This window comes from Arthrobacter sp. 24S4-2 (assembly GCF_005280255.1).
In the GTDB taxonomy this organism is placed as follows: domain Bacteria; phylum Actinomycetota; class Actinomycetes; order Actinomycetales; family Micrococcaceae; genus Arthrobacter.
The window spans coordinates 5,445,300-5,470,780 of record NZ_CP040018.1 but is presented as its reverse complement, the minus strand read 5'-3'; the positions used below and the strand labels follow the sequence as shown (position 1 = coordinate 5,470,780).

The 25,481-nt window shown below is 67.5% G+C and carries 24 protein-coding genes and 2 pseudogenes; 17 read left to right on the top strand and 9 right to left on the bottom strand.

Annotated elements, in window-relative coordinates; translation table 11 throughout:
- Position 1: 1 nt before the first annotated feature.
- The 3 genes and pseudogenes from FCN77_RS25360 to FCN77_RS27295 form a co-directional block, all read right to left on the bottom strand.
- The gene (locus tag FCN77_RS25360) at positions 2-238 is read right to left on the bottom strand and encodes a hypothetical protein (RefSeq protein WP_043485642.1); all 237 of its coding nucleotides are present in this window, start codon (positions 236-238) and stop codon (positions 2-4) included.
- Positions 239-531: 293 nt separating this feature from the next.
- On the bottom strand, positions 532-1,809 hold the full coding sequence (locus FCN77_RS25355) for an alpha-amylase family glycosyl hydrolase (RefSeq protein WP_368074349.1): 1,278 nt from the start codon (positions 1,807-1,809) through the stop codon (positions 532-534).
- Between the two features lie 27 nt (positions 1,810-1,836).
- A pseudogene (locus tag FCN77_RS27295) lies at positions 1,837-2,218 on the bottom strand (LLM class F420-dependent oxidoreductase); the annotation flags it as partial.
- A gap of 203 nt (positions 2,219-2,421) precedes the next feature.
- On the opposite strand from FCN77_RS27295, the gene FCN77_RS25345 reads away from it, so the two are divergent.
- The 4 genes from FCN77_RS25345 to FCN77_RS25330 all read left to right on the top strand — a co-directional run bounded on the left by FCN77_RS25345 (position 2,422) and on the right by FCN77_RS25330 (position 6,496).
- Positions 2,422-3,663 (top strand): Re/Si-specific NAD(P)(+) transhydrogenase subunit alpha, encoded by a 1,242-nt coding sequence (locus FCN77_RS25345; RefSeq protein ID WP_254678755.1) that lies wholly within the window; start codon positions 2,422-2,424, stop codon positions 3,661-3,663.
- The gene (locus FCN77_RS25340; protein ID WP_137324506.1) at positions 3,663-3,959 is read left to right on the top strand and encodes an NAD(P) transhydrogenase subunit alpha; all 297 of its coding nucleotides are present in this window, start codon (positions 3,663-3,665) and stop codon (positions 3,957-3,959) included. Before FCN77_RS25345 ends, FCN77_RS25340 begins: the two co-directional genes overlap by 1 nt.
- Entirely contained in the window at positions 3,956-5,329 is a 1,374-nt protein-coding gene (locus tag FCN77_RS25335; protein WP_137324505.1) for an NAD(P)(+) transhydrogenase (Re/Si-specific) subunit beta, read from the top strand. Before FCN77_RS25340 ends, FCN77_RS25335 begins: the two co-directional genes overlap by 4 nt.
- 84 nt (positions 5,330-5,413) lie before the next feature.
- The gene (locus tag FCN77_RS25330; protein ID WP_137324504.1) at positions 5,414-6,496 is read left to right on the top strand and encodes an ATP-dependent DNA ligase; all 1,083 of its coding nucleotides are present in this window, start codon (positions 5,414-5,416) and stop codon (positions 6,494-6,496) included.
- Between the two features lie 67 nt (positions 6,497-6,563).
- On the opposite strand, the gene FCN77_RS25325 is transcribed toward FCN77_RS25330, so the two are convergent.
- On the bottom strand, positions 6,564-7,883 hold the full coding sequence (locus FCN77_RS25325; RefSeq protein WP_137324503.1) for an MFS transporter: 1,320 nt from the start codon (positions 7,881-7,883) through the stop codon (positions 6,564-6,566).
- Positions 7,884-8,235: 352 nt separating this feature from the next.
- On the opposite strand from FCN77_RS25325, the gene FCN77_RS25320 reads away from it, so the two are divergent.
- The 12 genes and pseudogenes from FCN77_RS25320 to FCN77_RS25265 all read left to right on the top strand — a co-directional run bounded on the left by FCN77_RS25320 (position 8,236) and on the right by FCN77_RS25265 (position 20,017).
- Positions 8,236-8,976, top strand: a complete 741-nt coding sequence (locus tag FCN77_RS25320; protein ID WP_137324969.1) for an IclR family transcriptional regulator — start codon at positions 8,236-8,238, stop codon at positions 8,974-8,976.
- Positions 8,977-9,142: 166 nt separating this feature from the next.
- A complete protein-coding gene (locus FCN77_RS25315; protein WP_137324502.1) occupies positions 9,143-10,024 on the top strand; it encodes a shikimate dehydrogenase in 882 nt (293 codons plus the stop codon).
- Positions 10,024-12,012 (top strand): bifunctional sugar phosphate isomerase/epimerase/4-hydroxyphenylpyruvate dioxygenase family protein, encoded by a 1,989-nt coding sequence (locus FCN77_RS25310; protein ID WP_137324501.1) that lies wholly within the window; start codon positions 10,024-10,026, stop codon positions 12,010-12,012. The genes FCN77_RS25315 and FCN77_RS25310 overlap by 1 nt, the downstream gene beginning before the upstream one ends.
- Before the next feature lie 44 nt (positions 12,013-12,056).
- A complete protein-coding gene (gene pcaH, locus FCN77_RS25305) occupies positions 12,057-12,983 on the top strand; it encodes a protocatechuate 3,4-dioxygenase subunit beta (protein WP_137324500.1) in 927 nt (308 codons plus the stop codon).
- A 16-nt stretch (positions 12,984-12,999) separates the two neighbouring features.
- Entirely contained in the window at positions 13,000-13,611 is a 612-nt protein-coding gene (gene pcaG, locus FCN77_RS25300) for a protocatechuate 3,4-dioxygenase subunit alpha (RefSeq protein WP_137324499.1), read from the top strand.
- Positions 13,612-13,658: 47 nt separating this feature from the next.
- Complete coding sequence (locus tag FCN77_RS25295) at positions 13,659-15,125, top strand: adenylosuccinate lyase family protein (RefSeq protein WP_137324968.1); 1,467 nt, start codon at positions 13,659-13,661, stop codon at positions 15,123-15,125.
- Positions 15,118-15,935, top strand: a pseudogene (locus FCN77_RS25290) (alpha/beta fold hydrolase). Before FCN77_RS25295 ends, FCN77_RS25290 begins: the two are co-directional and overlap by 8 nt.
- Positions 15,932-16,381 (top strand): 4-carboxymuconolactone decarboxylase, encoded by a 450-nt coding sequence (gene pcaC / locus FCN77_RS25285; RefSeq protein WP_137324498.1) that lies wholly within the window; start codon positions 15,932-15,934, stop codon positions 16,379-16,381. The pseudogene FCN77_RS25290 and the gene pcaC overlap by 4 nt, the downstream one beginning before the upstream one ends.
- A gap of 81 nt (positions 16,382-16,462) precedes the next feature.
- Positions 16,463-17,662, top strand: a complete 1,200-nt coding sequence (locus FCN77_RS25280) for a thiolase family protein (RefSeq protein ID WP_137324497.1) — start codon at positions 16,463-16,465, stop codon at positions 17,660-17,662.
- Between the two features lie 15 nt (positions 17,663-17,677).
- Entirely contained in the window at positions 17,678-18,367 is a 690-nt protein-coding gene (locus tag FCN77_RS25275; RefSeq protein ID WP_137324496.1) for a 3-oxoacid CoA-transferase subunit A, read from the top strand.
- A gap of 1 nt (position 18,368) precedes the next feature.
- The gene (locus FCN77_RS25270; protein ID WP_137324495.1) at positions 18,369-19,052 is read left to right on the top strand and encodes a 3-oxoacid CoA-transferase subunit B; all 684 of its coding nucleotides are present in this window, start codon (positions 18,369-18,371) and stop codon (positions 19,050-19,052) included.
- A 140-nt stretch (positions 19,053-19,192) separates the two neighbouring features.
- Positions 19,193-20,017, top strand: coding sequence for an IclR family transcriptional regulator C-terminal domain-containing protein (locus tag FCN77_RS25265; protein ID WP_137324494.1), 825 nt, complete (start codon positions 19,193-19,195; stop codon positions 20,015-20,017).
- Between the two features lie 9 nt (positions 20,018-20,026).
- Here the strand turns inward: FCN77_RS25265 and FCN77_RS25260 are convergent, their stop codons facing one another.
- Entirely contained in the window at positions 20,027-20,485 is a 459-nt protein-coding gene (locus FCN77_RS25260) for a pyridoxamine 5'-phosphate oxidase family protein (RefSeq protein WP_137324493.1), read from the bottom strand.
- A 109-nt stretch (positions 20,486-20,594) separates the two neighbouring features.
- Between FCN77_RS25260 and FCN77_RS25255 the strand changes: the two genes are divergently transcribed.
- Positions 20,595-21,581: a diacylglycerol kinase family protein gene (locus tag FCN77_RS25255; RefSeq protein WP_137324492.1), complete on the top strand. Its 987-nt coding sequence runs from the start codon at positions 20,595-20,597 to the stop codon at positions 21,579-21,581.
- A gap of 121 nt (positions 21,582-21,702) precedes the next feature.
- Here the strand turns inward: FCN77_RS25255 and FCN77_RS25250 are convergent, their stop codons facing one another.
- Genes FCN77_RS25250 through FCN77_RS25235 form a run of 4 tightly spaced genes read right to left on the bottom strand, consistent with a single transcriptional unit; the run spans position 21,703 to position 25,400 of the window.
- Positions 21,703-22,431, bottom strand: a complete 729-nt coding sequence (locus FCN77_RS25250; RefSeq protein ID WP_137324491.1) for an aspartate/glutamate racemase family protein — start codon at positions 22,429-22,431, stop codon at positions 21,703-21,705.
- Positions 22,432-22,439: 8 nt separating this feature from the next.
- Positions 22,440-23,879 carry an amidohydrolase family protein gene (locus FCN77_RS25245; RefSeq protein ID WP_137324490.1) on the bottom strand — a complete coding sequence of 480 codons (1,440 nt, stop codon included), beginning with the start codon at positions 23,877-23,879 and terminating at the stop codon, positions 22,440-22,442.
- 10 nt (positions 23,880-23,889) lie between these two features.
- Positions 23,890-24,720: an aspartate/glutamate racemase family protein gene (locus FCN77_RS25240; protein WP_137324489.1), complete on the bottom strand. Its 831-nt coding sequence runs from the start codon at positions 24,718-24,720 to the stop codon at positions 23,890-23,892.
- Entirely contained in the window at positions 24,717-25,400 is a 684-nt protein-coding gene (locus FCN77_RS25235; RefSeq protein ID WP_137324488.1) for a GntR family transcriptional regulator, read from the bottom strand. Before FCN77_RS25235 ends, FCN77_RS25240 begins: the two co-directional genes overlap by 4 nt.
- Positions 25,401-25,481 lie beyond the last annotated feature (81 nt).

The window sequence follows — 25,481 nt, the reverse complement described above, 5'->3', positions numbered from 1 at the left end:
CTCAGGCTACTCGCCAAACGCTGCATTCGTCCGTATTGATCGCCTTGCGCATCCCGGTCTGGCGGTCCATGATCCACACGACTCCGATTCCCGGCGCCGTCTCCTGCACGCGGCCTCGGCGTATTACAACGTCGTCATAGCTGGGGCCCACGGACAGGCGGGCTTCGATCTCGTCGCCGCGGTGCAACTGGTCCAGGGCGCGAACACGGGTCACATGGGCTTTGGCTTCCTTCAACATGGCGTGGCCTCCTGAGCTGGAGCTTGTGCTTTTGCCTGCAATTGCCGGCACATCCAGTGTCCTGCGCCAATGTTGCCGCCGCGTTTCATGCCGGTAATGGACTGGTTAGTTTTCCGCGCCTCCACTGTTTCGGGCCCTGTGCGGCACGTCACCAAAACTATTGACAAGGCTTAGAGTGATTCCACTAGAGTCCCGGGCTGGGAACCGGCCTGGAATCCAAACTATTCGGAGAGTCACCGCTTTAAGTGGCCAACAGCTGGCTTGGGGTTCGCGGCGGTGAAAGAAACCGCGGCTCAGCGGACTGGCGTCAGATCCTGCGGTCCGCCGGCCGCTGGATCCGGAACCACCGGTAGCCGTACCGTTCCAGCTCCAGCCCGAATCCGCCGTCGTCCGACAGGGGGAACGATGTCGCCGTCGAGCAGGTCCAGCAGGACGGCGCCCCCAAGGGTCTCCTCCGGATCTTCCGGCGACAACACCTTTGCCGTGACGGAGGCGGGCTTCGCGGCCATGTTGTGGGCCAGGACCAGCGTTGAACCTGCGCGCGTGCAGCTGTGCAGGAGCACGCACGGGTTGGGCTGCTTGATGAGCTCGAAGTCGCCCCAGGCGAGCTCCGGGCTTTCCCGGTAGCTTCGGATGAGCGCGGCGATGAAATTCCACAGCGAGTCAGGGTCCCGTTTGGCCCGGGCCGCGTTGATGTTCTTCGGCCCGAAGTAGCCGTCAACCATCTTGGCCACAAGCTGCTCCGCCGGCGCCGTGGAGAAGCCTCCATTTTCCGTGTCATTCCACTGCATCGGGGAGCGTATGGCGGAGCGGCCCTTGGCGCGCAGGTCCTCACCCATCCCAAGTTCCTCGCCGTAGGAAAGGACCGGGGTACCGGGGAGGGAGAAGAACTCGTTTCCGGCGGGCCCGCCGAAGTACTTCAGCTGTTCCTTGTAGGGCAGGTTGACCTCGCCCAGCAGGATGGCGCTGCCGTTCCGCCTGTTGATGAAGCTGCGCAGCGCAGCCAGGTAGTCATGCGGGTCGATCTTTCCCGCCTCCTCCTTGGACACGCCCTGCAGCTCCAGGAAGAACGGCACGGCATCCAGGCGGACGCCGTCCAGGCCCAGCTGGAGCCAGAAATCCATGGATTTGGCGATCTCATCCCGGACTTTCGGATTGGCGACGTTCAGGTCCGGCTGGTGCTTGGAGAACATGTGCAGGTACCACTCGCCCGTGGCCTTGTCCTGGGTCCAGATGGACGTTTCCTCGCCGGGAAACACCACCTGGTCAGAGGTGTCCGGGGGAGTGCCCCTCCGCCACACGTAGTAATCGCGGAACGGGCTGTCCACGGACTTCCTGGATTCCTTGAACCAGGGGTGCTGGTCAGGGGTGTGGTTGATGACGAAGTCCGCGATCACCCGCATTCCGCGGTCCTTGGCAGTCCTGATGAACTCCACAACATCGCCCATGGTGCCGAGCATGGGGTCGACGCCGTACATGTCGGTCACGTCGTAGCCGTCGTCCCGGTCCGGGGACGGGTAGAACGGCATGAGGCAGATACACGTGACATCCAGCGCCGCCAGATAGTCCACGCGCTGGATCAGGCCGCCGACATCGGCGCTGACGCCGTCGAAGTGGGCGGCGGTGGGCAGGTCCCAGGGGACGGGCGGGGCGAATACGCTGGAGCGCCATTGGTCCAGGGCAACGGACACTGCGTCTTCCTCCTGCGGGGCCCAGCACAGGTGCACCTGGAGCACGGCCTTGCCCCGGCCGCCGTTGTCGCGGTAAGCGGCGAGCATTTCCCTCTGCTTCGCGTGCGGCTGGCGGGTTTCCTTGGCCGGCCACGCATCTCCCGTGACGTGCCTGCCGGGCGGACCAGGGTTCAATGTGGTCCGAACACATGGCTGCGTCGAAGCCTGCCTGCTCCGCCAGTTGGACGTCCTGGAGCAGTTGGCCCGGGCTGATCTGTTCATGCGATGCATGAAAACCGATAGTAGCCATCGTTAATGTCTACCGCCGGGGCGGGGGCGTGTAGAGGAAACTGGCAGGGGACTTGAAACTATCCGCCCGCGCGGTGGCGCCTTTGCGGGGGATCGTGCCGCGGCGACCACGCGGAGCCGGATCTTTCTGCATAGACTCTAGCCAATACCGACTCGGGAAAGTGATGGCCCGGGACAGCGATGACGCTGGAAGGGGAGTGGCGGGTGAAGTTAGGCATAGCGCGGGAACGCCGTGACGGTGAGCGGCGGGTGGCCGCGACCCCGGAGACGGTAAAGCAACTGATTGGGCTGGGGCTCGAGGTCCTGGTCGAATCCCGGGCGGGGACCGCGGCGGGCCACAGTGACGACGCGTACGTCCGGGCAGGTGCCCGGATTGTCCCCGACCTGGATCTCGGATCACTCGATGTCCTCGCGCACGTGCGGCCGCTGGAACCCGCGACGGCGGCGGCTTTGCGCCGCGGGGCAGTCACCGCTGGCTTCGCGTCGCCGTCGTCCGAACTGCCCACCGTACGGGCACTGGCCGCCGCCGGGGTGACCTCCTTCGCGCTCGAACTGGTGCCGCGGATCTCCCGGGCGCAGTCGATGGACGCATTGTCCTCGCAGGCCTTGGTGGCGGGCTACCGCTGCGTGCTCGAAGCGGCCATGCGCCTGCCGCGCTTCTTCCCCCTGTACATGACGGCCGCAGGGACCATCCCGCCGGCCCGCGTGCTTGTGCTCGGCGTCGGTGTGGCCGGCCTGCAGGCCATCGGCACCGCCAAACGGCTGGGTGCACGCGTCTCCGCCAACGACATCCGGCCCGCCTCGGCAGACGAAGTGGCTTCGATGGGTGGCACCTTCATCAAACTCGACCTGGAGACGGCCGAGGCCTCCGGCGGCTACGCCCGGGAGCTCAGCGCGGACCGCGGGGCCCTGCAGCGCAGTCTCCTCGCCCCGCACGTGGCCCAGGCCGATGTACTGATCACGACGGCGGCCGTCCCGGGCCGGAGGGCCCCGCTCCTGGTGAGCCGGGAGATGGTGCAGGGCATGAAGCCCGGCTCAGTGGTGGTGGACCTTGCCGCGGAGTCCGGCGGCAACGTGGAGGGATCTGTTCCCGGCCAGGACATCCAGGTGCCCACCGCCGACGGCCAGGGAACAGTCACCCTGGTGGGCGTGAAGGACGCCGCGTCCGCCATGCCCGGGGACGCCTCCAGGCTCTATGCAAAGAACGTGGCCAACCTGCTCGCACTGATGGTCCGGGACGGATCCCTGGCCTTGGACTTCGGTGATGAGGTGGTGGCCGGCACGTGCCTGACGCACGACGGCGAGGTGCGGCACGCGCCCACCGCGGAGGCCCTTGCGGCGCTCCGGACGGCGCCCGCCGCCGCGGCACCCGGCGAGCCTGAGAACCCCGAGCGCCGGAGCCGCGGGTCAGAAAACCGCGAGTCGGAAAACGAGGGGGTGGTCTGATGGACGGCATCAGCCTGCTCACGATCACCGTTCTGGCGGTTTTTGTGGGCTTCGAAGTGGTCTCGAAAGTGTCCAGCACCCTGCACACGCCCCTGATGTCCGGTGCCAACGCCATCCACGGCATCATCCTGGTGGGCGCCATCATCGTGGCCGGCCAGGCCACCGATCCCTGGGTGCTCGCTGTGGCGCTGCTCGCCGTCGTCCTGGCCACCGCCAACCTGGTGGGCGGCTTCGTGGTGACCGACCGCATGCTGGAGATGTTCCGCGGCCGCCGGGACCGGCAGGGGCCGCGATGAGCTTCCTGGACCCGACCTGGACGGGGCTGCTCTACCTCGTGGCCGCCGCGTTGTTCATCCTGGCCCTCATGGGCCTCAACTCTCCCCGCACGGGCCGCCGCGGCAACCTCGTTGGCGCCGCGGGAGCCGCGCTCGGCGTGGTCACGGTGTTCCTTTCGGCGCGGCTGGACAACATTCCCTGGATCCTTGGCGCGATTGCCGTAGGTTCCGCCGTGGCCGCGCCCGTAGCCCGGCGCGTCAAGATGACCCAGATGCCGCAGCTGGTGGCGGCTTTCAACGGGGTGGGCGGTGGTGCCGCGGCGCTCGTGGCGCTGCTTGAACTGTCCCACACGGAGGACGCCGGGGTGCGCCTTGCCATCGCGTTCACGCTGTTGGTGGGCGCGGTCTCCTTCGCCGGCTCCGCCGTCACGTTCGCAAAACTGCAGGAGCTCATGACCACCCGGCCGGTGGTCTTTCCCGGACTGCCCGTGATCATGGCGGCGGTGCTGCTTGCCGCGGTGGGTGCCGCCGTCGCCGTCCTTCTGACCGGTTCACTGCCGCTGGCACTGCTGCTTCTGGTGCTGGGCCTGGCCGCCGGCCTCCTTCTGGTGCTGCCGGTAGGCGGCGCGGATGTGCCGATCGTCATTTCGCTGCTGAATGCCTTCACCGGCCTGGCCGTTGCGGCGTCCGGCCTGGTGCTCGGCAATGTGCTGCTGCTCGTGGCGGGCACCCTGGTAGGAGCCTCCGGTACCATCCTGACCCGCGCCATGGCCGCCGCCATGGGCCGCAGCGTGGCGGGAATTCTGTTCGGGGCGTTCAGGGGAGGTTCGACGGCGGGCTCCACGGCGGTCAGTGAGCGCCCGGTACGCTCCTCCAGCGCGGAGGACGTCGCCGTGCTGCTGGGCTACGCGCAGCGCGTCATCATCGTTCCCGGCTACGGCCTGGCCGTGGCGCAGGGCCAGCACACGGCCGCGGAACTGGCCAAGGCCCTGCAGCTGCGCGGAATTCAGGTGGACTTCGCCATCCACCCCGTGGCCGGCCGCATGCCCGGTCACATGAATGTGCTCCTGGCGGAAGCCAACGTGCCGTATGAGGAACTCAAGGAAATGACCGAGATCAACTCGGAATTCAAGACCGCCGACGTTGCGCTCGTGGTGGGCGCCAACGACGTGGTCAATCCCGCCGCGAAGACGTCCTCCGGGTCGCCCATCTTCGGGATGCCCATCCTGGAAGTGGCAGACGCGCGGCAGGTGGTGTTCCTCAAGCGCTCCATGCGCCCCGGCTTCGCGGGCATCGAGAACGAGCTGCTCTACGAACCGCAGACCACGCTCCTGTTCGGCGATGCGAAGGATTCGCTGACTAAGGTGCTGGGTGCGGTCAAGGCCCTGTAGCCGCGGACGCCCAGCCCGGGTGCCGCTCACGGCTCTAAACAGCGGGGCTGGTGCGAAGTGGACCGCCGGGCAAGAATGGGCGTTATGCAACTGCCGGTGATGCCCCCGATCGCGCCCATGCTCGCCAAAGCCGTCAGCGCCGTGCCCGATGTCCCGGATTCCGGCCCGAAGTGGAGCTTTGAACCCAAATGGGACGGCTTCCGGTCCATCATCTTCCGGGACGGCGACGAGGTGGAGATCGGCAGCCGCAACGGTAAACCCATGACCCGCTACTTCCCCGAACTCGTGGAGGCGCTGAAGGAGAACCTGCCGCCGCGCTGCGTGCTGGACGGCGAGATTGTCCTGGTGGGTGCCTCCGGTGACCGGCTGGACTTTGATGCGCTCCAGCAGCGGATCCATCCCGCGGCCAGCCGGGTGAAGCTGCTGGCGGCCCAGACCCCGGCAAAATTTGTTGCGTTCGACCTGCTGGCCCTCGACGATGAGGACCTGACCGGGCGCCCGTTCTCCGAGCGGCGGGCCACCCTGGAAAAGGTGCTGGCCGGAAGTTCGGCCCCCGTGCACCTGACCGCCACGACCCGCGACAACGGCACCGCCGAGCAGTGGTTCCGGCAGTTCGAGGGAGCGGGGCTCGACGGGATCGTGGCCAAGCCCCTGGACGGCACCTACCAGCCGGACAAACGCGTGATGCTCAAGATAAAGCACGAACGCACCGCGGACTGCGTCCTTGCCGGCTACCGCGTGCACACCAGCGGACCGGACCGCATCGGGTCCCTCCTGCTGGGGCTCTACGACGACGCCGGCGTGCTGGCCAGCGTGGGCGTGGTGGGGGCCTTCCCGATGCAGCGGCGCAAGGAGCTGTTCGAGGAACTCCAGCCCCTGGTGACGGACTTCGACAACCACCCCTGGGCCTGGGCCAAGCAGGAGGAAGGCACCCGGACGCCGCGCAATGCCCAGGGCAGCCGGTGGAGCGCCGGCAAGGACCTGTCGTTCATCCCGCTCCGCCCGGAACGGGTGCTGGAAGTGAAGTACGACCACATGGAGGGCGAACGTTTCCGCCACACCACGCAGTTTGTCCGCTGGCGGCCGGACCGCGACCCGGAATCCTGCACTTACGGGCAGCTGGAGGAGCCGGTCAGCTTCGACCTCGCCGAGGTGCTGGCCACCTGACTCCCGTTCAAACCGCGGCGACCCGCCCCCAAAGGGGACGGGCCGCCGTCGTGCGTCCGGATAGCTGTTACTTCAGGCCGAGCTCCCGGGTGGGGGTCCTGAAGGATTCCTTGGCCGTGAGGGCGGAAACCGCTGCGACTGCGCAGATGACCGCCGTGAAGATGCTGATCTGGACCCAGCCGCCGGGCTTGATGCCGCCCATTGCCGCCACGATTGCCGGGGCGAAGCCGGCCATCAGGAAGCCCAGCTGCGTGCCGATCGCCAGGCCGGAGAACCGGACCTTGGTGCTGAACATCTCGGCGTAGAAGGACGGCCAGACGGCGTTGGAGGCTGCGTAGCCGAAGGAGAAGAAGCCGATGGCGGCAAGGAACATGAGCGGAACGCTGCCGGATTCGAGGCTCAGCAGGAAGACGGGCGTCAGGATGGCGCTGGCAACGGCGCCGTAGATGAAGACGGGCTTGCGACCGATCTTGTCCGACAGCATGCCGAACAGGGGCTGGGTGCCCAGGGCCACGAAGTTCGCGCCGACCACCAGCCACAGGGTGGTGGTGCCGTCCACGCCGGCCACGGTCTTGGCGTAGCTGATGGCGAGGGTGCCGAACACGGTTGATACGGCGGCGATGAAGGCGCAGGCCACAACGCGGAGCACGTCGCGCCAGTGGTGCTTCAGCAGATCGGCAACCGGCAGCTTGGAGATGGCTGCGGACTTCTGGGCTTCGGCGAATGCCGGCGGCTCATGCAGGGTGCGGCGGATGAAGAAGGCAACCGCGACCACGACTGCGCTGAGCCAGAACGGGATGCGCCAGCCGATGCCGTACTTGATCTCATCGGGCAGAGCGAGCACGGGGATGAAGACGAGGGCTGCGAGGATCTGGCCGCCCTGGGTGCCGGTGAGGGTCCAGGACGTGAAGAAGGAGCGCCGGTTGTCCGGGGCGTGTTCCAGGGTCATGGAGGAGGCGCCGGCCTGCTCGCCCGCTGCGGAGAGGCCCTGGCAGAGGCGCGCCAGCACCAGCAGGGCCGGAGCCCACCAGCCCACCGTGCTGAAGTCGGGAAGGCAGCCGATGACGAACGTTGATGCACCCATCAGCACCAGGGTGAACATGAGGACCTTCTGGCGGCCCACGCGGTCGCCGAAGTGGCCCAGGATGACGGCGCCAACCGGGCGGGCCACGTAGGCGAAGCCGAAGGTGGCGAAGGACATGATGGCGGCATTGGCATCAGCACTGGGGAAGAACACGTGCGGGAAGATCAGCGCGGCGGCCGAACCAAAGATGAAGAAGTCGTAGTACTCGACGGCGCTTCCCAGGAAGCTGGCGAGGGCTGCCTTTTTCGGGGTCCCGGCCGGTGCAACGGTGCCCGGCGTCGTGGACGGGAGTGTCTGGCTCATGGTGTTCCTTTGTGTGACGACATTGTCGCGGACGGATCAGGATGTTCGCAGCTGCCGCCGTCTGCGCTGGAGACTCAGATGGAGGCCCAGTTGGCGGCGGCTGGAGGTCCTTGTGAAGACCCGGACTAGTAGCCACATGGTGGGAGCTACTTGTGCGATACAGCAATGATGACTGTGAGGGCTGTCACCTGTCAAGAAAAATAATCACCATCTAGAAATAGCTCTCACGATGTGGCAACATCGAGTTATGAGTGTGAATCAAGACATAGAAGAGGCCGCGGCTGAAGACGCCGCGGCGGCCGTGGCCGCGGCCAAGGCTCCCAAGGCAGCCAGGGAAGACTCCCGGACGGACATGGTGGGCAAGGCCCTGGGCCTGCTGGTGCTGCTGGGCGACGAGCCCCGGGGCGCCAGTGCGGCGGAGCTGTCACGCCGGGCTGAGCTGCCGTTCAGCACCACTTACCGGCTGCTGGGCTCGCTCACGCGGGACGGCTTTGTGGACTACGAACCGGACGGCCGCCGCTACCACCTGGGCCTGCGCGTCTTCCAGTTGGGCCAGCGCGTATCCAACCACCACGGTTTTGCCGGCAGCGCCCTGCCCATCCTGCGCCGCGTCACCGAAAAGACCGGCGAAGCCACCATCCTCTCCGTGCGCGACGGAAACCACCACCTCACCGTCAACAAGGTGGACGGCCCGCAGACCTTCCGCGTCACCAGTGACCCGGGGCACCTGGGCGCCCTCCATACCACCTCGGTGGGCAAGGCCCTGGTGGCGTTCGCCGAGGATTCCGAGCGAGTGCGCCTCCTGGAGGAACTGGAGCTTGAGCCGCTCACGGAATTTTCCATCACGGACCGGGATGCCTTCCGCGCCGATATCGAGCAGGTCCGCCGCCGCGGCTATGCCGTCATGGATGAGGAAAACGAACTGGGCATGCGTGCCGTCGCCGTTCCCGTCTTCAATGCCCAGGGCTATGCGTTTGCATCCCTGGCCACGGCCGTGCCGGTCTTCCGGCTCAGTATGGAGGACCTGGTGGCCCTGGTTCCCGTGCTCCAGGAGGCCGCATCCGAGCTGTCCGCCAGGCTGCCGCAGCGGTGAGGCGCGCCGCCTCAGTGACCGTCCGCCGTCGTCCTTACTTGTTCGCAATAAGAACATCAGTGCAACATGTGAACATTTCCTGTACTGTAAGCCATATCACCCGGCATGCCGCCAGCGCCCAGGGCGCCCCCGCAAGCCGGATGCCGTTGTCAAAGGAGCTATACGGATGAGCAATCGAGCAGAGTCCTTTCTGGTGGGCCTCGTAGGTGATGGCGTCATGCCGTCGCTGACGCCCCACATGCACGAGCGCGAAGGCGATGTGCAGGGCCTGCGGTACCTCTACCGCCCCATCGACCTCCTTGAACTGGGCCTGCCGGGCGAATCCGTAGGCGAGCTCCTGCGCAGCGCCCACCGCCTCGGTTTCAACGGGCTGAACATCACGCACCCCTGCAAGCAGCTGGTGCTCGAGCACCTCGACGAAGTCGCCCCGGACGCCCGCCGCCTCGGCGCCGTCAACACCGTGACCATCCTGGACGGGCGCTTCACCGGCCACAACACCGACTTCTCCGGCTTCGCGGCCGCCCTCGCCTCCGGACTTCCGGACGCCAAGCTCGACCACGTGGTCCAGCTGGGTGCCGGCGGCGCCGGGTCCGCCGTCGCCTACGCCCTGCTCACCGCGGGCGTCCGCCACCTTGACCTTGTGGACACGGATGCGGCCCGCTGCGCCGCCCGCGCCGCCGAACTGGCCGGGTTCTTCCCGGACAGCACCATTGCGGCCCGCACGACGGCGGAGCTGCCGCGGCTGATGCCGCTCGCCGACGGCCTGGTGCACTGCACCCCCGTGGGCATGGCCGCCCACCCGGGCGTCCCGCTGGACCTGGCCCTGCTGGAACCGCGGCACTGGGTGGCGGACATTGTCTACCGCCCGATCGAAACCGAACTGGTCCGCGAAGCCCGCGCCAAGGGCTGCGAGGTGCTGGACGGCGGCCGCATGGCAGTGGGCCAGGCAGCGGACGCGTTCAGGATCTTCACAGGCCTGGAGGCCGACGCGGACCGCATGCGGTCCCACTTCCTGGAACTCGTGGCCGCGGAAGAAGTGGCTGCCTGATGCGCACCGGGATCGCCACGGTGTGCCTGTCCGGCACGCTGAGGGAAAAAATGCAGGCGTGTGCCATTGCCGGCTTCGACGGAATCGAAATCTTCGAGCAGGACCTCGTTACGTCCTCCTTGAGCCCCGAGGATGTCCGGACGATGGCCGCGGATCTGGGCCTGACCCTGGACCTCTACCAGCCGTTCCGCGATTTCGACAGCGTTCCCGAGGACCTCCTCGCCGCCAACCTCCGCCGGGCCGAGGCCAAGTTCAGGCTGATGTCCCGCCTGGGCATGGACACCATCCTGGTCTGCTCCAACGTGGGCACCGCCAGCATTGACGATGACGCCCTGCGCGCCGAGCAGCTGTCCCGGCTGGCCGGGCTCGCCGGTGACCACGGCGTCAAGGTGGCCTACGAGGCACTCGCCTGGGGCAAGTACGTCAACGACTACGAGCACGCCCACCGGCTGGTGCAAACGGTGGACCACCCCAACCTCGGCACCTGCCTGGATTCCTTCCACATCCTGTCCCGCGACTGGGACACGGCACCCATCGAGGCCTTCAACGCGGACAAGATCTTCTTCGTCCAGGTGGCCGACGCCCCCAAGCTCTCCATGGATGTACTGTCCTGGAGCCGGCACTACCGGGTGTTCCCGGGCGAGGGCCAGTTCGAGCTCGCCAAATTCATGGGCCACGTGGTCCGCGCCGGGTACATCGGGCCGGTCTCGCTGGAAGTCTTTAACGACGTCTTCCGGCAGTCCGACGTCGAACGCACCGCCGTCGACGCCATGCGGTCGCTGATCTGGCTGGAGGAACAAAGCGCCAAATGGCTGGACTCTAACGCCCCTGCGGGTGCAGGTGGCGTGGGTACTGTTGTTAGTGGGCCTGCAGCCCCTGGCCGCCGTCGATATCCGATGGAACTGGCCACCCTCCCGCAGGTGGCCGAACCCGCCGGCTTCAACTTCGCCGAGGTGAAGGCCGCGGACACCGCAGGCCTCGAGAAGGTGCTGGGCCAGCTGGGATTCGAGTTCAACGGCAGACACCGCACCAAGGACGTGCAATTGTGGACCATGGGCCACGCACGCGTGATCATCAACGAGCAGGATCCGTCCGGGCCGGACGCGGCAGACGGCGCGGCCGCCGTGGGTGCCTCCGCCGGTTCCGCCCCCGTCATCGCCGCCCTCGGCTTCGACGTCGATTCGCCCGTGATCGCCGCCGCCCGCGCCCAGCAGCTTAAGGCCCCGGCCGTGCCGCGCAAGAGCCAGGCCAACGAGGAAGTGTTCCAAGGCTTCGCCGCACCGGATTCCACCGAGATCTTCCTGTGTCAGGGGAGCCCGGACGGCACAGCTGCGTGGATTGGTGAATTCGGCGAGCTTGGTGAATTCGGCCCAGGGCTCGAGGTTCCTGCCGCCGGCGCCCGCAATGCCGTGATTGACCACGTGAACCTCGCGCAGCCGTGGCAGCACTTTGACGAAGCCGTGCTGTTCTATACCAGCGCCCTGGCCCTGGAACCGCAGCCGTTCGCGGAGGTGCCCAGCCCCAGCGGGCTGGTCCGCTCCCAGGTGATGCTCACTGCAGACCGCGCCGTGCGCCTGGTGCTGAACCTGGCGCCCGTCATCCAGCAGGACGGAGCGGACGCCGGTACCGACCACCGGAAGACGTACCAGGAGCACATCGCCTTCGCCGTGGACGACCTCGTGGCCACCGCCCGGGCCGCCCGCGACCGCGGCTTGGACTTCCTGCAGATCCCCGCGAACTACTACGAGGACCTGGACGCGCGCTTCGACCTGGACCCTGCGTTCCTGGCCACCCTCCGGGAACTGAACCTCCTGTACGACCGCGATGCCGACGGCGAATTCCTGCACTTCTACACCGCCACCGTTGGCAGCGTGTTCTTCGAAATGGTGGAACGCCGCGGCGGCTACGACGGCTACGGCGCCCCCAACGCCCCGGTCCGGCACGCCGTCCAGTACGACCACCTGCACCAGCTGAAGCGCACCACCTGAACCGACCCCCAACCATCAACACCATCAACCGAAAGGAGGCTGCCGTGCCTGAAGAAATCAACCTTGAAATATTCAATGCCGATCCGATTACCGAAGACGTGTCGGATGTGGCAACCCCGGCCGCAACCGGGACCGCACCGCAGGCTGCAGCGGAGGCTGCGCCTCAAGCCAAGCCGAAGGCTGCCGTGGAAACCCAGCAGGACCTCAATGCGGAGATCAAGGCTCTGGGGGACGCGTACGCTGCGGCCCTGAAGAGCGGGAAGGCTCCGGAGACCCAGCCGCGGCTGGACTACGCGCCGTACCGCAGCAGCATCCTCCGCCACCCTACCAAGAGCCTGCACCACGCCGATCCGGAGACCATCGAGCTGTACTCGCCGGCTTTCGGGCACCAGGACGTGCACGCGCTGGAATCCGACCTGACCATCCAGCACAACGGCGAGCCCCAGGGCGAACGCATCATCGTTGCCGGCCGCGTGCTCGACGGCGACGGCCGCCCCGTTGCCGGCCAGCTGGTGGAGATCTGGCAGGCCAACTCCTCCGGCCGCTACATCCACAAGCGGGACCAGCACCCGGCCCCGCTCGACCCCAACTTCACCGGTGTGGGCCGCTGCATCACCGGCGCCGACGGCTCCTACAGCTTCACCACCATCAAGCCCGGCGCCTACCCGTGGAAGAACCACCTCAACGCGTGGCGTCCGGCGCACATCCACTTCTCGCTGTTCGGGCAGGAGTTCACCCAGCGCATCGTCACCCAGATGTACTTCCCGGGTGACCAGCTGTTCCCCCTGGACCCCATCTACCAGTCCATCGTGGACCAGGACGCCCGGGACCGCCTGGTGGCAAGCTACGACCACGACCTCACCCAGCCCGAGTGGGCGCTGGGCTACACGTGGGACATTGTCCTGACGGGCTCCAAACGGACCTGGACCGAAAACGAAGCATTTGGTACAGCAGGTGACGAGAGTGAATAGGCAGAGGAATAGCCAGATGAGGAACAACCCCACCAAGCTCACCCCCACCCCTGGCCAGACCGTCGGCCCGTTCTACGGCTACGCCCTGCCGTACGAGAAGGACCGCGAACTGCTGGCCCCGGGATCGCCGGGCTCCATCCGCCTGCAGGGCACCGTGTACGACGGTGCAGGCCACCCCATCCCGGACGCGATCCTGGAAATCTGGCAGCCGGATTCCGAGGGAAACATCGTGCACCGCACCGGTTCGCTGGTCCGCGACGGCTACACGTTCACCGGCTTCGGCCGGAGCGCCGTTGGTAACAGCGGCGTGTACACCTTCACCACGGTGAACCCTGGACCCACCAAGCCCGGCGCGGCTGCGTTCATCTCCGTGGCAGTGTTTGCCCGCGGCCTGATGAACCGCCTCTTCACCCGCATTTACCTGCCCGAGAACGGGGAAGCGCTGGCGGCCGATCCACTGCTCTCTTCCCTGGACCCGGAACGCCGCAGCACGCTGATCGCGCGTCGCGACGCCGACGGCGGACTCACGTGGGACGTCCGGCTGCAGGGCGAGGGCGAAACCGTGTTCCTCGACTTCGAGGGAGAACCTGCCTTTGAGGGAGCGGCTGCCGGGGGCGCCGCACAGTGAACAACTCCGGAACAGCCAGCGCATTCAGCGAATATGCCGCGGGCGGCATGGACGGCGACGTCGGGCTCCTGAGCCCCGTGTCGGCGTCGCCCGCCGTGGCGGCGCTGACGGGGGACCGGGCGGTGCTGGCGGCAATCCTCGCCGTCGAGTCCGGCTGGGCGTCGGTGCTGGAGAAGGCCGGCCTGGCGCCGGCCGGCTCCTCCGCCGTCGTGGCTACCGCCGCGGACGTGACCCGCTATGACGTGGCCGGCATCGCCGTCCGCGCGCAGGGCGGAGCCAACCCGGTCATCCCGCTGCTGGCTGACCTCCGGAGCGAAGTCAATGCCCTGGACACGGAGCACGTAGGTGCCCTGCGTGCCGTGCACACCTCGCTGACCAGCCAGGACGTGCTGGACTCGGCGCTGATGCTGCTGGCCAGGAACGCCGTTACTGTGCTCCTGACTGACCTTCGCGGAATTACGACGGCGCTGGCGGCTTTGGCGGAGCAGCATGCGGACACGCTGTGTGTCGGAAGGAGTCTGACGCAGCACTCCCTGCCGTATACGTTCGGGCTCAAGGCGGCTCAGTGGTTCCACGGACTGGCCGCTGCGGCACGGCGTCTTGAAGCCGTCGAGCTGCCGCTGCAGACGGGCGGTGCCGCAGGGACGCTGGCCGCCGGGACGGTGCTGGCCAAGGACTCGGTGGACACGCCCTTCGACCTGTCGGGAAACCTGGCAGCGAACCTTGGCCTGGCGGCAACGCCGGGGCCGTGGCACACCAACCGGCTGGCCGTCACGTCCCTGGGCGATGCCCTCACGGCGGTGACGGATGCGCTGGGCAAGATCGCCAGCGACGTGCTGTTCCTCAGCCGGCCGGAAGCGGGCGAGCTCGCCGAACCCCGGGCCGCCGGGCGCGGAGTGTCTTCGGCCATGCCGCAGAAGCAGAACCCCGTGTTGTCCGTGCTGGTCCGCAGCGCCGCGCTGCAGGCCCCGAACCTTGCCGCGCAGCTGCATCTGGCGGCGGCTAACTTCAACGATGAGCGTCCCGACGGCGCCTGGCATAGCGAGTGGCCGGCTTTCCGGCAGCTGCTCCGCCTGGCACTCGGCTCGGCCGGGCACCTCCGGGAGCTTGCCGAAGGCCTGCAGGTTTTCCCGGATGCCATGCGCCGCAACCTGGAACTGTCCGGACCGCTGCTGCTGAGCGAAGGAGTGTCCGCCGCGGTGGTGCCGCTGCTTGATCCAGTGAACGGCAAGCAGCAGCTCCAGGACGTGGTGGACCGGACGCTCCAGGCTCCGCCCCCAGAACAGTCCGGAACGTACCGACGCCTGCTGCGTGAGGCCGTGCCCGCCAGCGTGTTGTCCGACGAACGGCTGGAAGAACTCCTGGATCCTGCCGGCTATCTGGGGCAGGCCGCTGAAATTTCCCGCCGCATCCTGGCCGCTTTCCCCGACTTTTCCGGCAACGGCGCACCACCGGCCGACCTGAATCAAGACATTCCCACCCGAACAGACCTGAACGGAGACTCCCGTGGCTAGACCAACAGTCAAGGCAGTACTGCTCTCCCCGCAGCGACCGCTGGGGGACAAACCCTCGTGGTGGTGGGGCCGTCACTTGGAACGTCCTCAGTGCTGTGGACGCAGGCCGGCGCCTTGCTCGGGACTGACTTCGACGTCGTCGCCTGGGATCTGCCCGGCCACGGCGTGTCACCGGCCGCGACGGAAACGTTCGACGTCGCCGAACTGGCTGACGCCGTCGTCGAACTTGTCGATTCAATCGCCCCGGGCGAGAGGTTCCACTACGCGGGCGTGTCTCTCGGCGGGGCCACCGGACTCCAGCTGGGCATCAAGCATGGCGAACGCCTCAAGAGCCTCTCCGTGCAGTGCTCCGGGGCCAAGCTGGGTACGCCCGAGGGCTGGCTGGAACGTGCCGAAACCGTCCGTACCCAGGGCGCCGCGGTGATGATCCAGGGTTCGGCGCAGCGCTGGTTCGCCCCCGGCTTCATGGACCGCGAACCCGAGGTCAGCAGCAAGCTGCTGCACTCGCTCCGGGACACGGACCGCTTCAGCTACGCCTTCTGCTGCGAGGCCCTGGCCGGATTCGATGTCCGCGCTGAGCTGGGCAGCATCCGGGTTCCCACCCAGGCCGTGGCGGGTGCGGAGGACTCTGTTGCGCCGCCGTCGTTCGCCAAGGAAATCGTGGCCGGCATCACCGCCGGCGGCGGAACCGCAAACGCGGTGACACTGGAAGGCGTGGCACACCTGGCTCCGGCCGAAGCGCCCGCCCACGTCGCCGAGCTGCTGCGCAGCCTCATTAGCTGGAGCGAAACCAGCGGGGCAGCCAAATGACGGGCGCAAAAGCATCCGGCGCAGAACGGCACGGAGTAGTCCAGCCGGACGCCACCAGCCAGGAAATCTACGACGGCGGCATGGTGGTCCGCCGCGAGGTGCTGGGCGCCGCGCATGTGGACCGCGCCAACGCCAACAAGGACGCCTTCACCGAAGACTTCCAGGACATGATCACCCGCATCGCCTGGGGCGGCATCTGGACCCGGCCGGGCCTGACCCGGCAGATGCGCTCCGCCGTCACCATCACCGCCATGGTGGCGCACGGGCACTGGGAAGAACTGGACATGCACATCCGCGCAGCCATCACCAACGGCCTGAGCAGGGACGAAATCAAGGAAATCCTGCTGCAGACCGCCATTTACTGCGGAGTTCCCTCCGCCAACACCGCCTTCAAGACCGCACAGCAGGTCTTTGCCGAGCTTGACGCAGTCACCCCACCCAAGTAGGTAGCAGCAGGTGTCGTTTTGAGCCGTCATAACGACATCAACTGCGACCTAGTTGGGGCCCACAGAATTTAGAGGAGCAACATGAACCAGGCTTTTGTGTACGACGCTGTTCGCACGCCGTTTGGGAAGTTCGGTGCCGGCCTGGCCGGTGTCCGTCCGGATGACCTTGCCGCGCATGTGATCGGTGAGATCGTCAAACGCGCCCCGAAGCTCGATGTTGAGCGGATCGATGAGGTGGTGTTCGGCAACGCCAACGGTGCCGGTGAGGAGAACCGGAACATTGCCCGGATGGGCACCCTGCTGGCCGGCCTGCCGGTCTCGATCCCCGGGACGACGGTGAACCGGCTCTGCGGGTCCTCCCTGGACGCCGCCATCATCGCCTCGCGGCAGGTCAATGCCGGGGACGCGGAGCTGATGCTGATCGGCGGCGCCGAGTCGATGTCCCGCGCGCCCTGGGTGCTGCCCAAGACCGAGAAGCCCTACCCGGTCGGGGACATGACGCTGGCCTCCACCACGCTGGGCTGGCGCCTGGTGAACAAGGCCATGCCGAAGGACTGGACCATTTCCCTGGGCGAGGCCACCGAACGCCTCGCCGGGAAGTACGGGGTGAGCCGTCAGGCGCAGGACGAGTTCTCCGCGAACTCCCACAACCTGTCCGCCGCGGCGTGGGACGAGGGCTTCTACGACAACCTCGTGGCCCCGGTGCCGGGCACGGACCTGGTCCGGGACGAAGGCATCCGCGCCGGGTCCTCGGCCGGGAAGCTCGCCGGGCTGAAGACCGTGTTCCGTGCCGAGAACGGCACCGTCACCGCCGGGAACGCGTCCCCGCTGTCCGACGGCGCCTCCGCGGCCTGGATCGGTTCCGAGAACGCCGCCGGGCTGCTGGGGCTGGAGCCTTTGGCCCGGATCGCCGGGCGCGGTGCGCACGCCAACGATCCGCAGTTCTTCGGGTACGCCCCGGTGGAGGCGGCGAACAAGGCCCTCGCGAAGGCGGGCATCGGCTGGGAGCAGGTGGGCGCCGTCGAACTTAACGAAGCATTCGCCGCGCAGTCCCTGGCGTGCATCAACGCCTGGGGCATCGACGCTTCGATCGTGAACCGGCACGGCGGCGCGATCGCCATGGGCCACCCGCTGGGTGCCTCCGGCGGCCGCATCCTGGGCACCCTGGCCCGGTCCCTGCAGGCCTCCGGGCAGCGCTGGGGCGTCGCGGCGATCTGCATCGGCGTCGGCCAGGGCCTCGCCGTCGTCCTCGAAAACGTCACTGCCGGCGCTGCGGCATAAAGGAAAGGGCTGATCATGCTGAATTTTGTTGACACCGTCGGCGAGGCGGTCGCCGGCATCAAGGACGGTTCCACCGTGATGATCGGTGGTTTCGGCAACGCCGGCCAGCCGTTCGAGCTGATCGACGCGCTGCTGGACGGCGGCGCCACGGACCTGACCGTGGTCAATAACAACGCCGGCCAGGGCGACCAGGGCCTGGCCCTGCTCATCAAGGAAGGCCGGGTCCGGAAGATGATCTGCTCCTTCCCGCGGCAGTCCGATTCCTGGCACTTTGACGCCAAGTACAAGGCCGGAGAGATTGAGCTGGAGCTCGTCCCGCAGGGTAACCTGGCCGAGCGCATCCGTGCCGCCGGGGCCGGAATCGGCGGATTCTTCACCCCCACGGGCTACGGCACCATGCTGGCCGAGGGCAAGGAAACCCGCATCCTGGACGGCCGCGGACAGGTGTTCGAGACCCCCATCCACGCCGACGTCGCCCTGATCAAGGCGCTCAAGGCCGACGGCCTGGGCAACCTCGTATACCGCAAGACCGCCCGGAACTTCGGCCCGATCATGGCCGCCGCGGCGAAGCACACCATTGTCCAGGTTTCCGAAATTGTCCCCACCGGCGGACTGGACCCGGAGAACATCGTGACCCCCGGCATCTACGTGAACAGCATTGTCCGTGTGGGCGCCGCCCCCGGCAAGACAGAACAGGTGGCGTGACATGAGCATCCAGACAACATCCCTTCAGACCAGCGACAGGCCCCTGGGCCGCGACGACCTGGCCAGGCTGGTGGCCCGCGACATCAAGCCCGGTTCGTTCGTGAACCTGGGAATCGGCCAGCCCACCCTGGTGTCCAACTACCTCGAGCCGGAGCAGAACATCACGCTCCACACCGAGAACGGGATGCTCGGCATGGGGCCCGAGGCCAAGGGCAACGAGATCGATGAGGACCTCATCAACGCGGGCAAGATCCCCGTCACCGAACTCCCGGGGGCGTCCTACTTCCACCACGCCGATTCGTTCGCGATCATGCGCGGCGGGCACCTGGACATCTGCGTCCTGGGCGCGTTCCAGGTCTCCGCGACGGGTGACCTCGCCAACTGGCACACCGGGGCGCCGGACGCCATTCCTGCCGTGGGCGGTGCGATGGACCTGGCCACCGGTGCGAAAGACGTCTTCGTGATGATGACGCTCCTGACCCGCGACGGCGCGTCCAAGATCGTGGAGGCCTGCACCTACCCGCTCACCGGCGTGGGCTGCGTGACCCGCGTGTACACGGACAAGGCCGTGTTCCTGACCGGGCCGGACGGCGTCCAGGTGCGCGAAACCTTCGGCTGCACCCTCGAGGAGCTCCAGGCCCTGGTACCGGTTCCCCTGACAGCAGCCCCCGCCGTCGAACGCTAACCCCGACACAGCGCGGACTGGCAGCAGATGACCTCAAACCCCCGATCTGGGGTCATCTGCTGCCCGTTCGCGCCCGCCGGTGGGGCCGGAAGTGTCAATTCGCGCTCAGGTGACCGGGCGGGCTAATAGGATTGGTAACCATGACCGACGCAGCAGCCGAGACCCCGCCCAGGCCCTCCTCTGCGCCGCAGGCCAGCGACCAGTACGTCCAGTCCCTGGCCCGCGGCCTCGCCGTGATCCGCGCCTTCGACACCGACCACCCGGTGATGACCCTCACGGAGGTCGCGGCACGCACCGATCTCACCCGCGCCACCGCCCGACGCTTCCTGCACACCCTTGTGGAGCTGGGGTACGTTCGCACGGACGGCAAGGCCTTCGCCCTCACGGCCCAGGTGCTGCAGCTAGGCTACGCGTACCTGTCCGGGCTGTCCCTGCCGCAGCTGGCCCAGCCGCACCTGGAGGAGCTCTCGCTGCGGCTGGGGGAGTCGACGTCGGCCGCCGTCCTGGACGGGCAGGACATCGCCTACATCGCGCGCGTCACAACGAGGCGCATCATGAACGTCGGCATCACGGTGGGCACGCGCTTCCCCGCGTACGCCACGTCCATGGGCCGCGTGCTGCTCGCCGCGCTGCCCCCGGCCAAGCTCCAGGAGTACCTCGCCGGCGCCGAAATCAAGCCCCTCACACCCCGGGCGATCGGCACCAGGAAGGACCTTGTGGCCGTGCTGGACCGGGTCCGCGCCCAGGGCTGGTGTCTCCTGGACCAGGAGCTCGAACTGGGCCTGATGTCCATTGCTGCGCCGGTGTATCACGGCCCGGCCAAGGTGGTGGCGGCCATCAACGTCTCCCTGCAGGCCCAGTCGGTGGCCGCGAAACCTGACCCCACGGCCTATCTGGACATGGTCCGGAAGCAAACCGTGGAGACGGCCCGGCTGATCTCCGCTGACCTCTCAGCCAAGCACTAGGGCCTCGGCTTACTCCTGCTGCCCCGTGGCTGGCTCCAGCGGCGGCCACCATTTCGTGGGCGGCCCGATGACAAACCGGCGCCCGCTCAGTTCGCTGGGGGTGATCCGGACCAGGACGTCCTTGGCCCCTTCTTCCCAGGGCGACGGGATCTCGGCAGGAGCATCCTCACCGGCCTGCACAGGCGCAGCAATCCCCTTGACCACCACGCTCCACGCGATGGTCCCGTAGGTATTCAGCCCATCTGCTTCAAGAACCACCGGCTCCCCGGAGAGCACAGCGTTCAGCTTGGTCCCGGGGCCGGTCCGGAAAATCACCGTACCTTCATCCGGCAGGTAGTTGACCGGAAAGATCTCCGGCCTCGCATCGCTGATGACCGCCAGCCTTCCCACGGAAGCCGAGCGAAGGTGCTTCCAGCATTCATGGACGGTGAGATCTGTTGTTTCCGGCCCCAGCTCAGAGGTATTCATGTTGCTGAGCCTAGGCGTGCGGCACGCGCAGCGGCAGGGGAGCAAGACCCGGATTTCGGCTACGCTTCACCCTAGGAGTACCCAGACCCCTTTGCCCGTGAAGGATGCCATGACCCAGCACAACGATGAGCCGGAGAACACCAGCGCTCCGGCGAGCACCCCGGCGGCCCGGATCGGTACCAACAATCGGCGCGCCGCCGTCGTCGTCAACCCTGCCAAAGCCGTTGGCGACGATCTCCGCGGCGCCCTGCTCCGGCTCTGTGAAACGCAGGGCTGGGCGGAGCCGCTGTGGCTTGAGACCACCGTTGAAGACCCGGGCGAGGGACAGGCGCGCGAGGCGGTGGAGGCGGGGGTCGACGTCGTAATTGCCGCCGGCGGCGACGGTACCGTGCGCTGCGTGGCGGAGGTGCTCGCGGGAACGGGAATACCTCTGGGGCTTGTTCCGCTGGGCACCGGCAACCTGCTGGCCCGCAACCTCGGCCTCGATATCACCGACCCCGTGTCAGCGGCGTTCGACGTCCTGAACGGCACCGAACGCACCGTGGACGTGGTCAAGGCAAAACTTGACCACTCGGACGACGAACAGGTGTTCCTGGTGATGGCCGGGCTGGGCTACGACGCCGCCATTATGTCCGACACCGTGGACGTGCTCAAGGACCGCATGGGCTGGCTGGCCTATGTGGAAGCCGGCATCCGCAAACTGCCGGGCAAGCCGGTGAAGGCCCACGTCAGCATTGACGGACAGCACCCGGTGCGCCGGCACATCCGCAGCGTGATGATCGGCAACTGTGGCCGGATCATGGGCGGCGTGGAAATCTTCCCCGATGCAAAGTTGGACGACGGCGTCCTGGACCTGCTCATCATGGCGCCCAAGGGACGGCTGGGCTGGCTTGGAGTAGTGGCGGGTATCTTCGGCCGGAACAAGGACGAGACGGAATCCGTGGAGTACTTCCAGGGAAAATCCGCCGAGATCACCCTGGAGCACGAGCAGGAATTCCAGCTGGACGGCGACCATGTGGGGACCGGGAAGCACCTGGCCATCCGGGTGGAGCCCAATGCCCTGAAGATCCTGATGACGGCTCCGCCGAAGGTGTAACCGCAGCGCACCAAGACTAAGAAAGGTTCGACGGCGGCCCGCTCCCAGTGGGCGGGCCGCCGGCGGTTCTTGCCTGGGCTGCGCGAAATGCAGGCTGCCTGAACTGCAGCCTGCCCGGCGTTTAGCCGGCCAGCAGCCTGCCCCACCTCGGTGCGAGCAAGGGGGACCCGGCAAGTTTGAGGCAGTGCCACAGCGTCACGGCCACGGAGTCAAGCACCGGAACGCCGGTTTCTGCCTCCACTTCCGCTGCGATGTTGGCGCCGTACAGGTTGGTGCAGAGGTAGATCAGGGCGTCGGGGCGGGCTGCCGCGAGCTCCAGCGACCCCGGCCGCATCTCGTCGTCCGTGACCCGGGCGAACGACTCGTTGTCGCTCAGCCCCAGTGCCCGGTGTCCGAGGGTTTTGATGCCGTCCCGTTCGTAGGAGGCCATGATGGCGCGGTTGACGTCCTCCGTGTACGGCGTGAAAAGCCCTATCCGCTCCGTGCCGAAGGACTCGAAAGCCGCCAGGTAGGCGAGCGTGGACGTGGTGGCCGGTATGCCCGTTGCATCCACGATCTCGCCGACCAGCTCGCGGTCGTGGTCGGCGCCGAGCCAGGAGCCGGACGTCCCGTTCCAGGCGATGACGTCCACATCCGCCGTCGCCAGGAGCTCGGCGGCGCCCCTCATGACGGCGGGGTCGAACTGCCTGTCCGAGGAGTCATCCAGGGCGATCCGGGTGACGGGGATACGGGTGAAGTGGATGGTGACGTCGTCCCGATCGCCGAGGATGCGGTAGCTCTGCGGCTCCAGGCAGGTATTGGAGGACGGCACGATCATGCCGATGCGGGTCTTGCGTGCTGCGGAAGGCATGGCTGCTCCTACTTTGCTGCGGAGAGGGTTGCGGGAGTGGCGGCGGACGCGGCAGCGGACGAGAGGTGTTCGCGGAAGCCGTTCCGGGCCACGAAACGCCCCACGGCGCCGGGATCGTGGAAGCCGCCGCCGTCGAGCACCACCCGCCCGGCGGACACCACGACGGCGGGCCAGCCGGTAAGCGTCCGGCCGTCGAACGGCGAGAAATCAGTGCCCATGTGCAGCGCGCCGCCGTCGACCGCCCGTTTTTCGGCGGGATCGAAGACCACCAGGTCGGCGTCGAAGCCCTCGGCGATGGTCCCCTTGCCGGGAACCGCGTTGATGCGGGCCGGGCCGGCGGCGAAGACCTCCACGAAGTCCTCCACCGTGCTGCCTGCGGAAGCCACGGCCGTGAAGGTGACGGGCATCCGGGTTTCCACCCCGGGCAGGCCGTGTGGCATGGCGCGGATGTCGTCCGTGCGCTCGCGTTTCTGCGACAGGTCGTAGCAGGAGTGGTCCGAGGAAACCGCGTGGATGGCGCCGTCGGCCAGCCGTTCCCTGAGCGCGGCAACCGTTTCGGCGCTGCGCATGGGCGGGCAGCAGGCGTACCACTCGGGGAACGCGGAGCCGTACACCGTGTCATCGAGGGTGAGGTAGTGCGGGCAGGTCTCGGAGTAGGCTTCCTCGCCGCGGGCCCTTGCGGCGGTGACCAGGTCGACGGCGCCCGGCGTGGACTGGTGCACGAAGTACACGGGGGCATTCGTGTACTCGGCCATGGCCAGGGTTTCCCCGACGGAGATTTCCTCGGCCAGCTCGGGGCGGGTCCGGTGCAGGTGTTCGATGCCGATCCTGCCGTCGTCGGCGTGCTGCTGGGTGCAGTCGCTGATGATGGGGTCGTGCTCGGCGTGGATATAGGTGAGGCCGTCCAGCCGGACCATCTCGCGCATCACCTTCAGGATGGTGTCCCCGTCCGCCATGGTGGTGCCGCGGTTTGTCGTGTACATCTTCACGGAGCGCACGCCTTCCGCGGCCAGCTGCTCAAGCTGCCACGGCACGGTTTCGTCCCAGCTGACAACTGAGCCGTGGAGGGCGACGTCGCAGCGGGACTCCCGGGCCAGTTCCTTCTTGTGCAGCACGGCGGCCAGCGGGGTTTCCTGGGCGTCACGGGGAATGCCGAAGTCGATGATGGTGGTGGTGCCGCCCCAGAGTGCTGCCGTTGAGGTGGTGCAGTAGTCGTCCAGGGTGCGGAAGCGGCCGGTCACCTGCGCCACGTGGCAGTGGCCGTCCACTCCGCCGGGAATCACCAGCCGGCCCGTGGCGTCGATGGTGCGGGTAGCCGCTGGGACGGGCTCCGCGGCGTCGATGAGCTGCTCGACGCGGCCGTCCTGCACCACGATGTGGGCGTGCCGGCGGCCGAAGCTGTTGACCACGGTGCCGTGGGCGATGACGAGGTCTGGAATGCGGGACATCTTTGTCCTCCTAGTTCTTTGAAGCGGCGGGTGCAGACTGTGCGGCCGCCAGGGCGGCGTCGAGGTTTTCGGAGAGGCCCTTGCGGGCCTTTGCCGGCGGCGGTGCGAAGGCTCCGGCGCGGTGCGGCCCGGACTGAAGTCCGACGACGGCCTCGGCCATGCGGATGCCGGCGGAGATGCCGTCCACCACCGGGACCGGGATCTGGCCGCGAAGTTCGCGGGCCAGCCCGGCGAGGGGCGCGCCGGCGAGGATCACGACGTCGGCCCCGTCCTCGGTGACGGCCCGCCGGCTCAGGGACAGCAGCGTTTCCTTGAAGTCCTGCTGCACGGAACCGATGCCGTTGAGGCTCTCGTTGATGGAGCGGATGGAGGCCAGCCGGCCGCCGAGGCCGAAACGTTCCACGCAGTCCAGGTACCAGGGCCGGATCCGGTCCGAGATGGCGATGACGGAGAAGCGGTGGCCCTGCAGGGCAGCGGCGCACAGTGCGGCCTCGGTGATGCCGATGACGGGAACGTCCGCGAGCTCCTTCAGGGCCGGCATTCCCGGGTCCCCGAAGGCCGCCACGATGACACCGTCGATGCGGTCCGCGCGGGCGGCGCTGCCGTCATAAGCGACACCGGTCGGGCCGTCGTCGGAAGCTTCCGGGGTGTATTCGGCGATGATCTCGGCCACCGCGCCGGCGGCGATCAGGGACTCGAAGCGGGTTTCGATGTATTCCACGCCGTGCCCGGCGGTGCGGACCACCAGCTCGGTGTCCGGCGAGGCGGAGCGCAGGGCCTCCGCTTCGATCAGCGCCGTGACGTCGTCGCTGATGTTGGGGTTGATGACAAGGAGTTTCATTTTTTCTTCCGGTGAAGAGCGGGTTCTGTTTTCTGGAAGTCGTCGGGGAACTGTTCGCGGTATTTGCCGATGTGCGACGCCGACTGGGCGGCGGCACGGTCGGGATCGCCGCTGGCTATGGCGCCGTACAGTTCCCGGTGTTCCTGGATCAGTTCGGGCAGGTCGCTGACATGCCTGAACAGCCAGTGCATGCGGCCCTGCAGGGGTTCCAGGGCTGACCTGAGGAAGCCGTTGTCGGCGATCCGGGTGATGGCGTCGTGGAATTCGCTGTTGGCCCGGTGGGCCTCCATGACGGCGCCCTTGGCGAGGCAGCGTTCGGCCTCATCCAGCAGCCCGTCAAGGTACTCAAGGTCCTCGGCGGTGGCCCGGACGGCGGCGAGGCGGCAGGCCAGCACCTCAAGTGACTGGCGGACATCGAAGAGGTCCTCCACGTCCTTGGGGCTCAGCGAGCTGACCTCGGCGCCGCGGGCGCCCCGGTCGCTCAGAAGGCCTTCCTGGCGCAGCATCCGCAGCGCCTCCCGGACCGGCAGCCGGGAGACGTTGAACTCGGCGGCGAGGTCGCGTTCCACCAGCCTGGTGCCGGGAGCGTAGTGCCCTTCGAAGATCCTGGTGCGGAGCGTGTCCCGGACAGTCTCGCGGAGGGGGCGGTCCTTGTCCTGGGTTTCTTCTGCGGTAAGCATGGTGCTCCATTCGGGTTTCGTGACGGGTAGTGCGCTCCCGGCGCCGGGAGGGGTGCTGCGGTGCCTAGCTTAGGGCCGAGC

Excerpts from the sequence above, each read along its gene's own strand:
- FCN77_RS25360 (WP_043485642.1), bottom strand. The coding sequence starts at position 238 with ATGTTGAAGGAAGCCAAAGCCCATGTGACCCGTGTTCGCGCCCTGGAC.
- FCN77_RS25340 (WP_137324506.1), top strand. The coding sequence starts at position 3,663 with ATGGACGGCATCAGCCTGCTCACGATCACCGTTCTGGCGGTTTTTGTG.
- FCN77_RS25335 (WP_137324505.1), top strand. The coding sequence starts at position 3,956 with ATGAGCTTCCTGGACCCGACCTGGACGGGGCTGCTCTACCTCGTGGCC.
- FCN77_RS25330 (WP_137324504.1), top strand. The coding sequence starts at position 5,414 with ATGCAACTGCCGGTGATGCCCCCGATCGCGCCCATGCTCGCCAAAGCC.
- FCN77_RS25325 (WP_137324503.1), bottom strand. The coding sequence starts at position 7,883 with ATGAGCCAGACACTCCCGTCCACGACGCCGGGCACCGTTGCACCGGCC.
- FCN77_RS25320 (WP_137324969.1), top strand. The coding sequence starts at position 8,236 with ATGGTGGGCAAGGCCCTGGGCCTGCTGGTGCTGCTGGGCGACGAGCCC.
- FCN77_RS25315 (WP_137324502.1), top strand. The coding sequence starts at position 9,143 with ATGAGCAATCGAGCAGAGTCCTTTCTGGTGGGCCTCGTAGGTGATGGC.
- FCN77_RS25310 (WP_137324501.1), top strand. The coding sequence starts at position 10,024 with ATGCGCACCGGGATCGCCACGGTGTGCCTGTCCGGCACGCTGAGGGAA.
- pcaG (WP_137324499.1), top strand. The coding sequence starts at position 13,000 with ATGAGGAACAACCCCACCAAGCTCACCCCCACCCCTGGCCAGACCGTC.
- FCN77_RS25295 (WP_137324968.1), top strand. The coding sequence starts at position 13,659 with ATGGACGGCGACGTCGGGCTCCTGAGCCCCGTGTCGGCGTCGCCCGCC.
- pcaC (WP_137324498.1), top strand. The coding sequence starts at position 15,932 with ATGACGGGCGCAAAAGCATCCGGCGCAGAACGGCACGGAGTAGTCCAG.
- FCN77_RS25280 (WP_137324497.1), top strand. The coding sequence starts at position 16,463 with ATGAACCAGGCTTTTGTGTACGACGCTGTTCGCACGCCGTTTGGGAAG.
- FCN77_RS25275 (WP_137324496.1), top strand. The coding sequence starts at position 17,678 with ATGCTGAATTTTGTTGACACCGTCGGCGAGGCGGTCGCCGGCATCAAG.
- FCN77_RS25270 (WP_137324495.1), top strand. The coding sequence starts at position 18,369 with ATGAGCATCCAGACAACATCCCTTCAGACCAGCGACAGGCCCCTGGGC.
- FCN77_RS25265 (WP_137324494.1), top strand. The coding sequence starts at position 19,193 with ATGACCGACGCAGCAGCCGAGACCCCGCCCAGGCCCTCCTCTGCGCCG.
- FCN77_RS25260 (WP_137324493.1), bottom strand. The coding sequence starts at position 20,485 with ATGAATACCTCTGAGCTGGGGCCGGAAACAACAGATCTCACCGTCCAT.
- FCN77_RS25255 (WP_137324492.1), top strand. The coding sequence starts at position 20,595 with ATGACCCAGCACAACGATGAGCCGGAGAACACCAGCGCTCCGGCGAGC.
- FCN77_RS25250 (WP_137324491.1), bottom strand. The coding sequence starts at position 22,431 with ATGCCTTCCGCAGCACGCAAGACCCGCATCGGCATGATCGTGCCGTCC.
- FCN77_RS25245 (WP_137324490.1), bottom strand. The coding sequence starts at position 23,879 with ATGTCCCGCATTCCAGACCTCGTCATCGCCCACGGCACCGTGGTCAAC.
- FCN77_RS25240 (WP_137324489.1), bottom strand. The coding sequence starts at position 24,720 with ATGAAACTCCTTGTCATCAACCCCAACATCAGCGACGACGTCACGGCG.
- FCN77_RS25235 (WP_137324488.1), bottom strand. The coding sequence starts at position 25,400 with ATGCTTACCGCAGAAGAAACCCAGGACAAGGACCGCCCCCTCCGCGAG.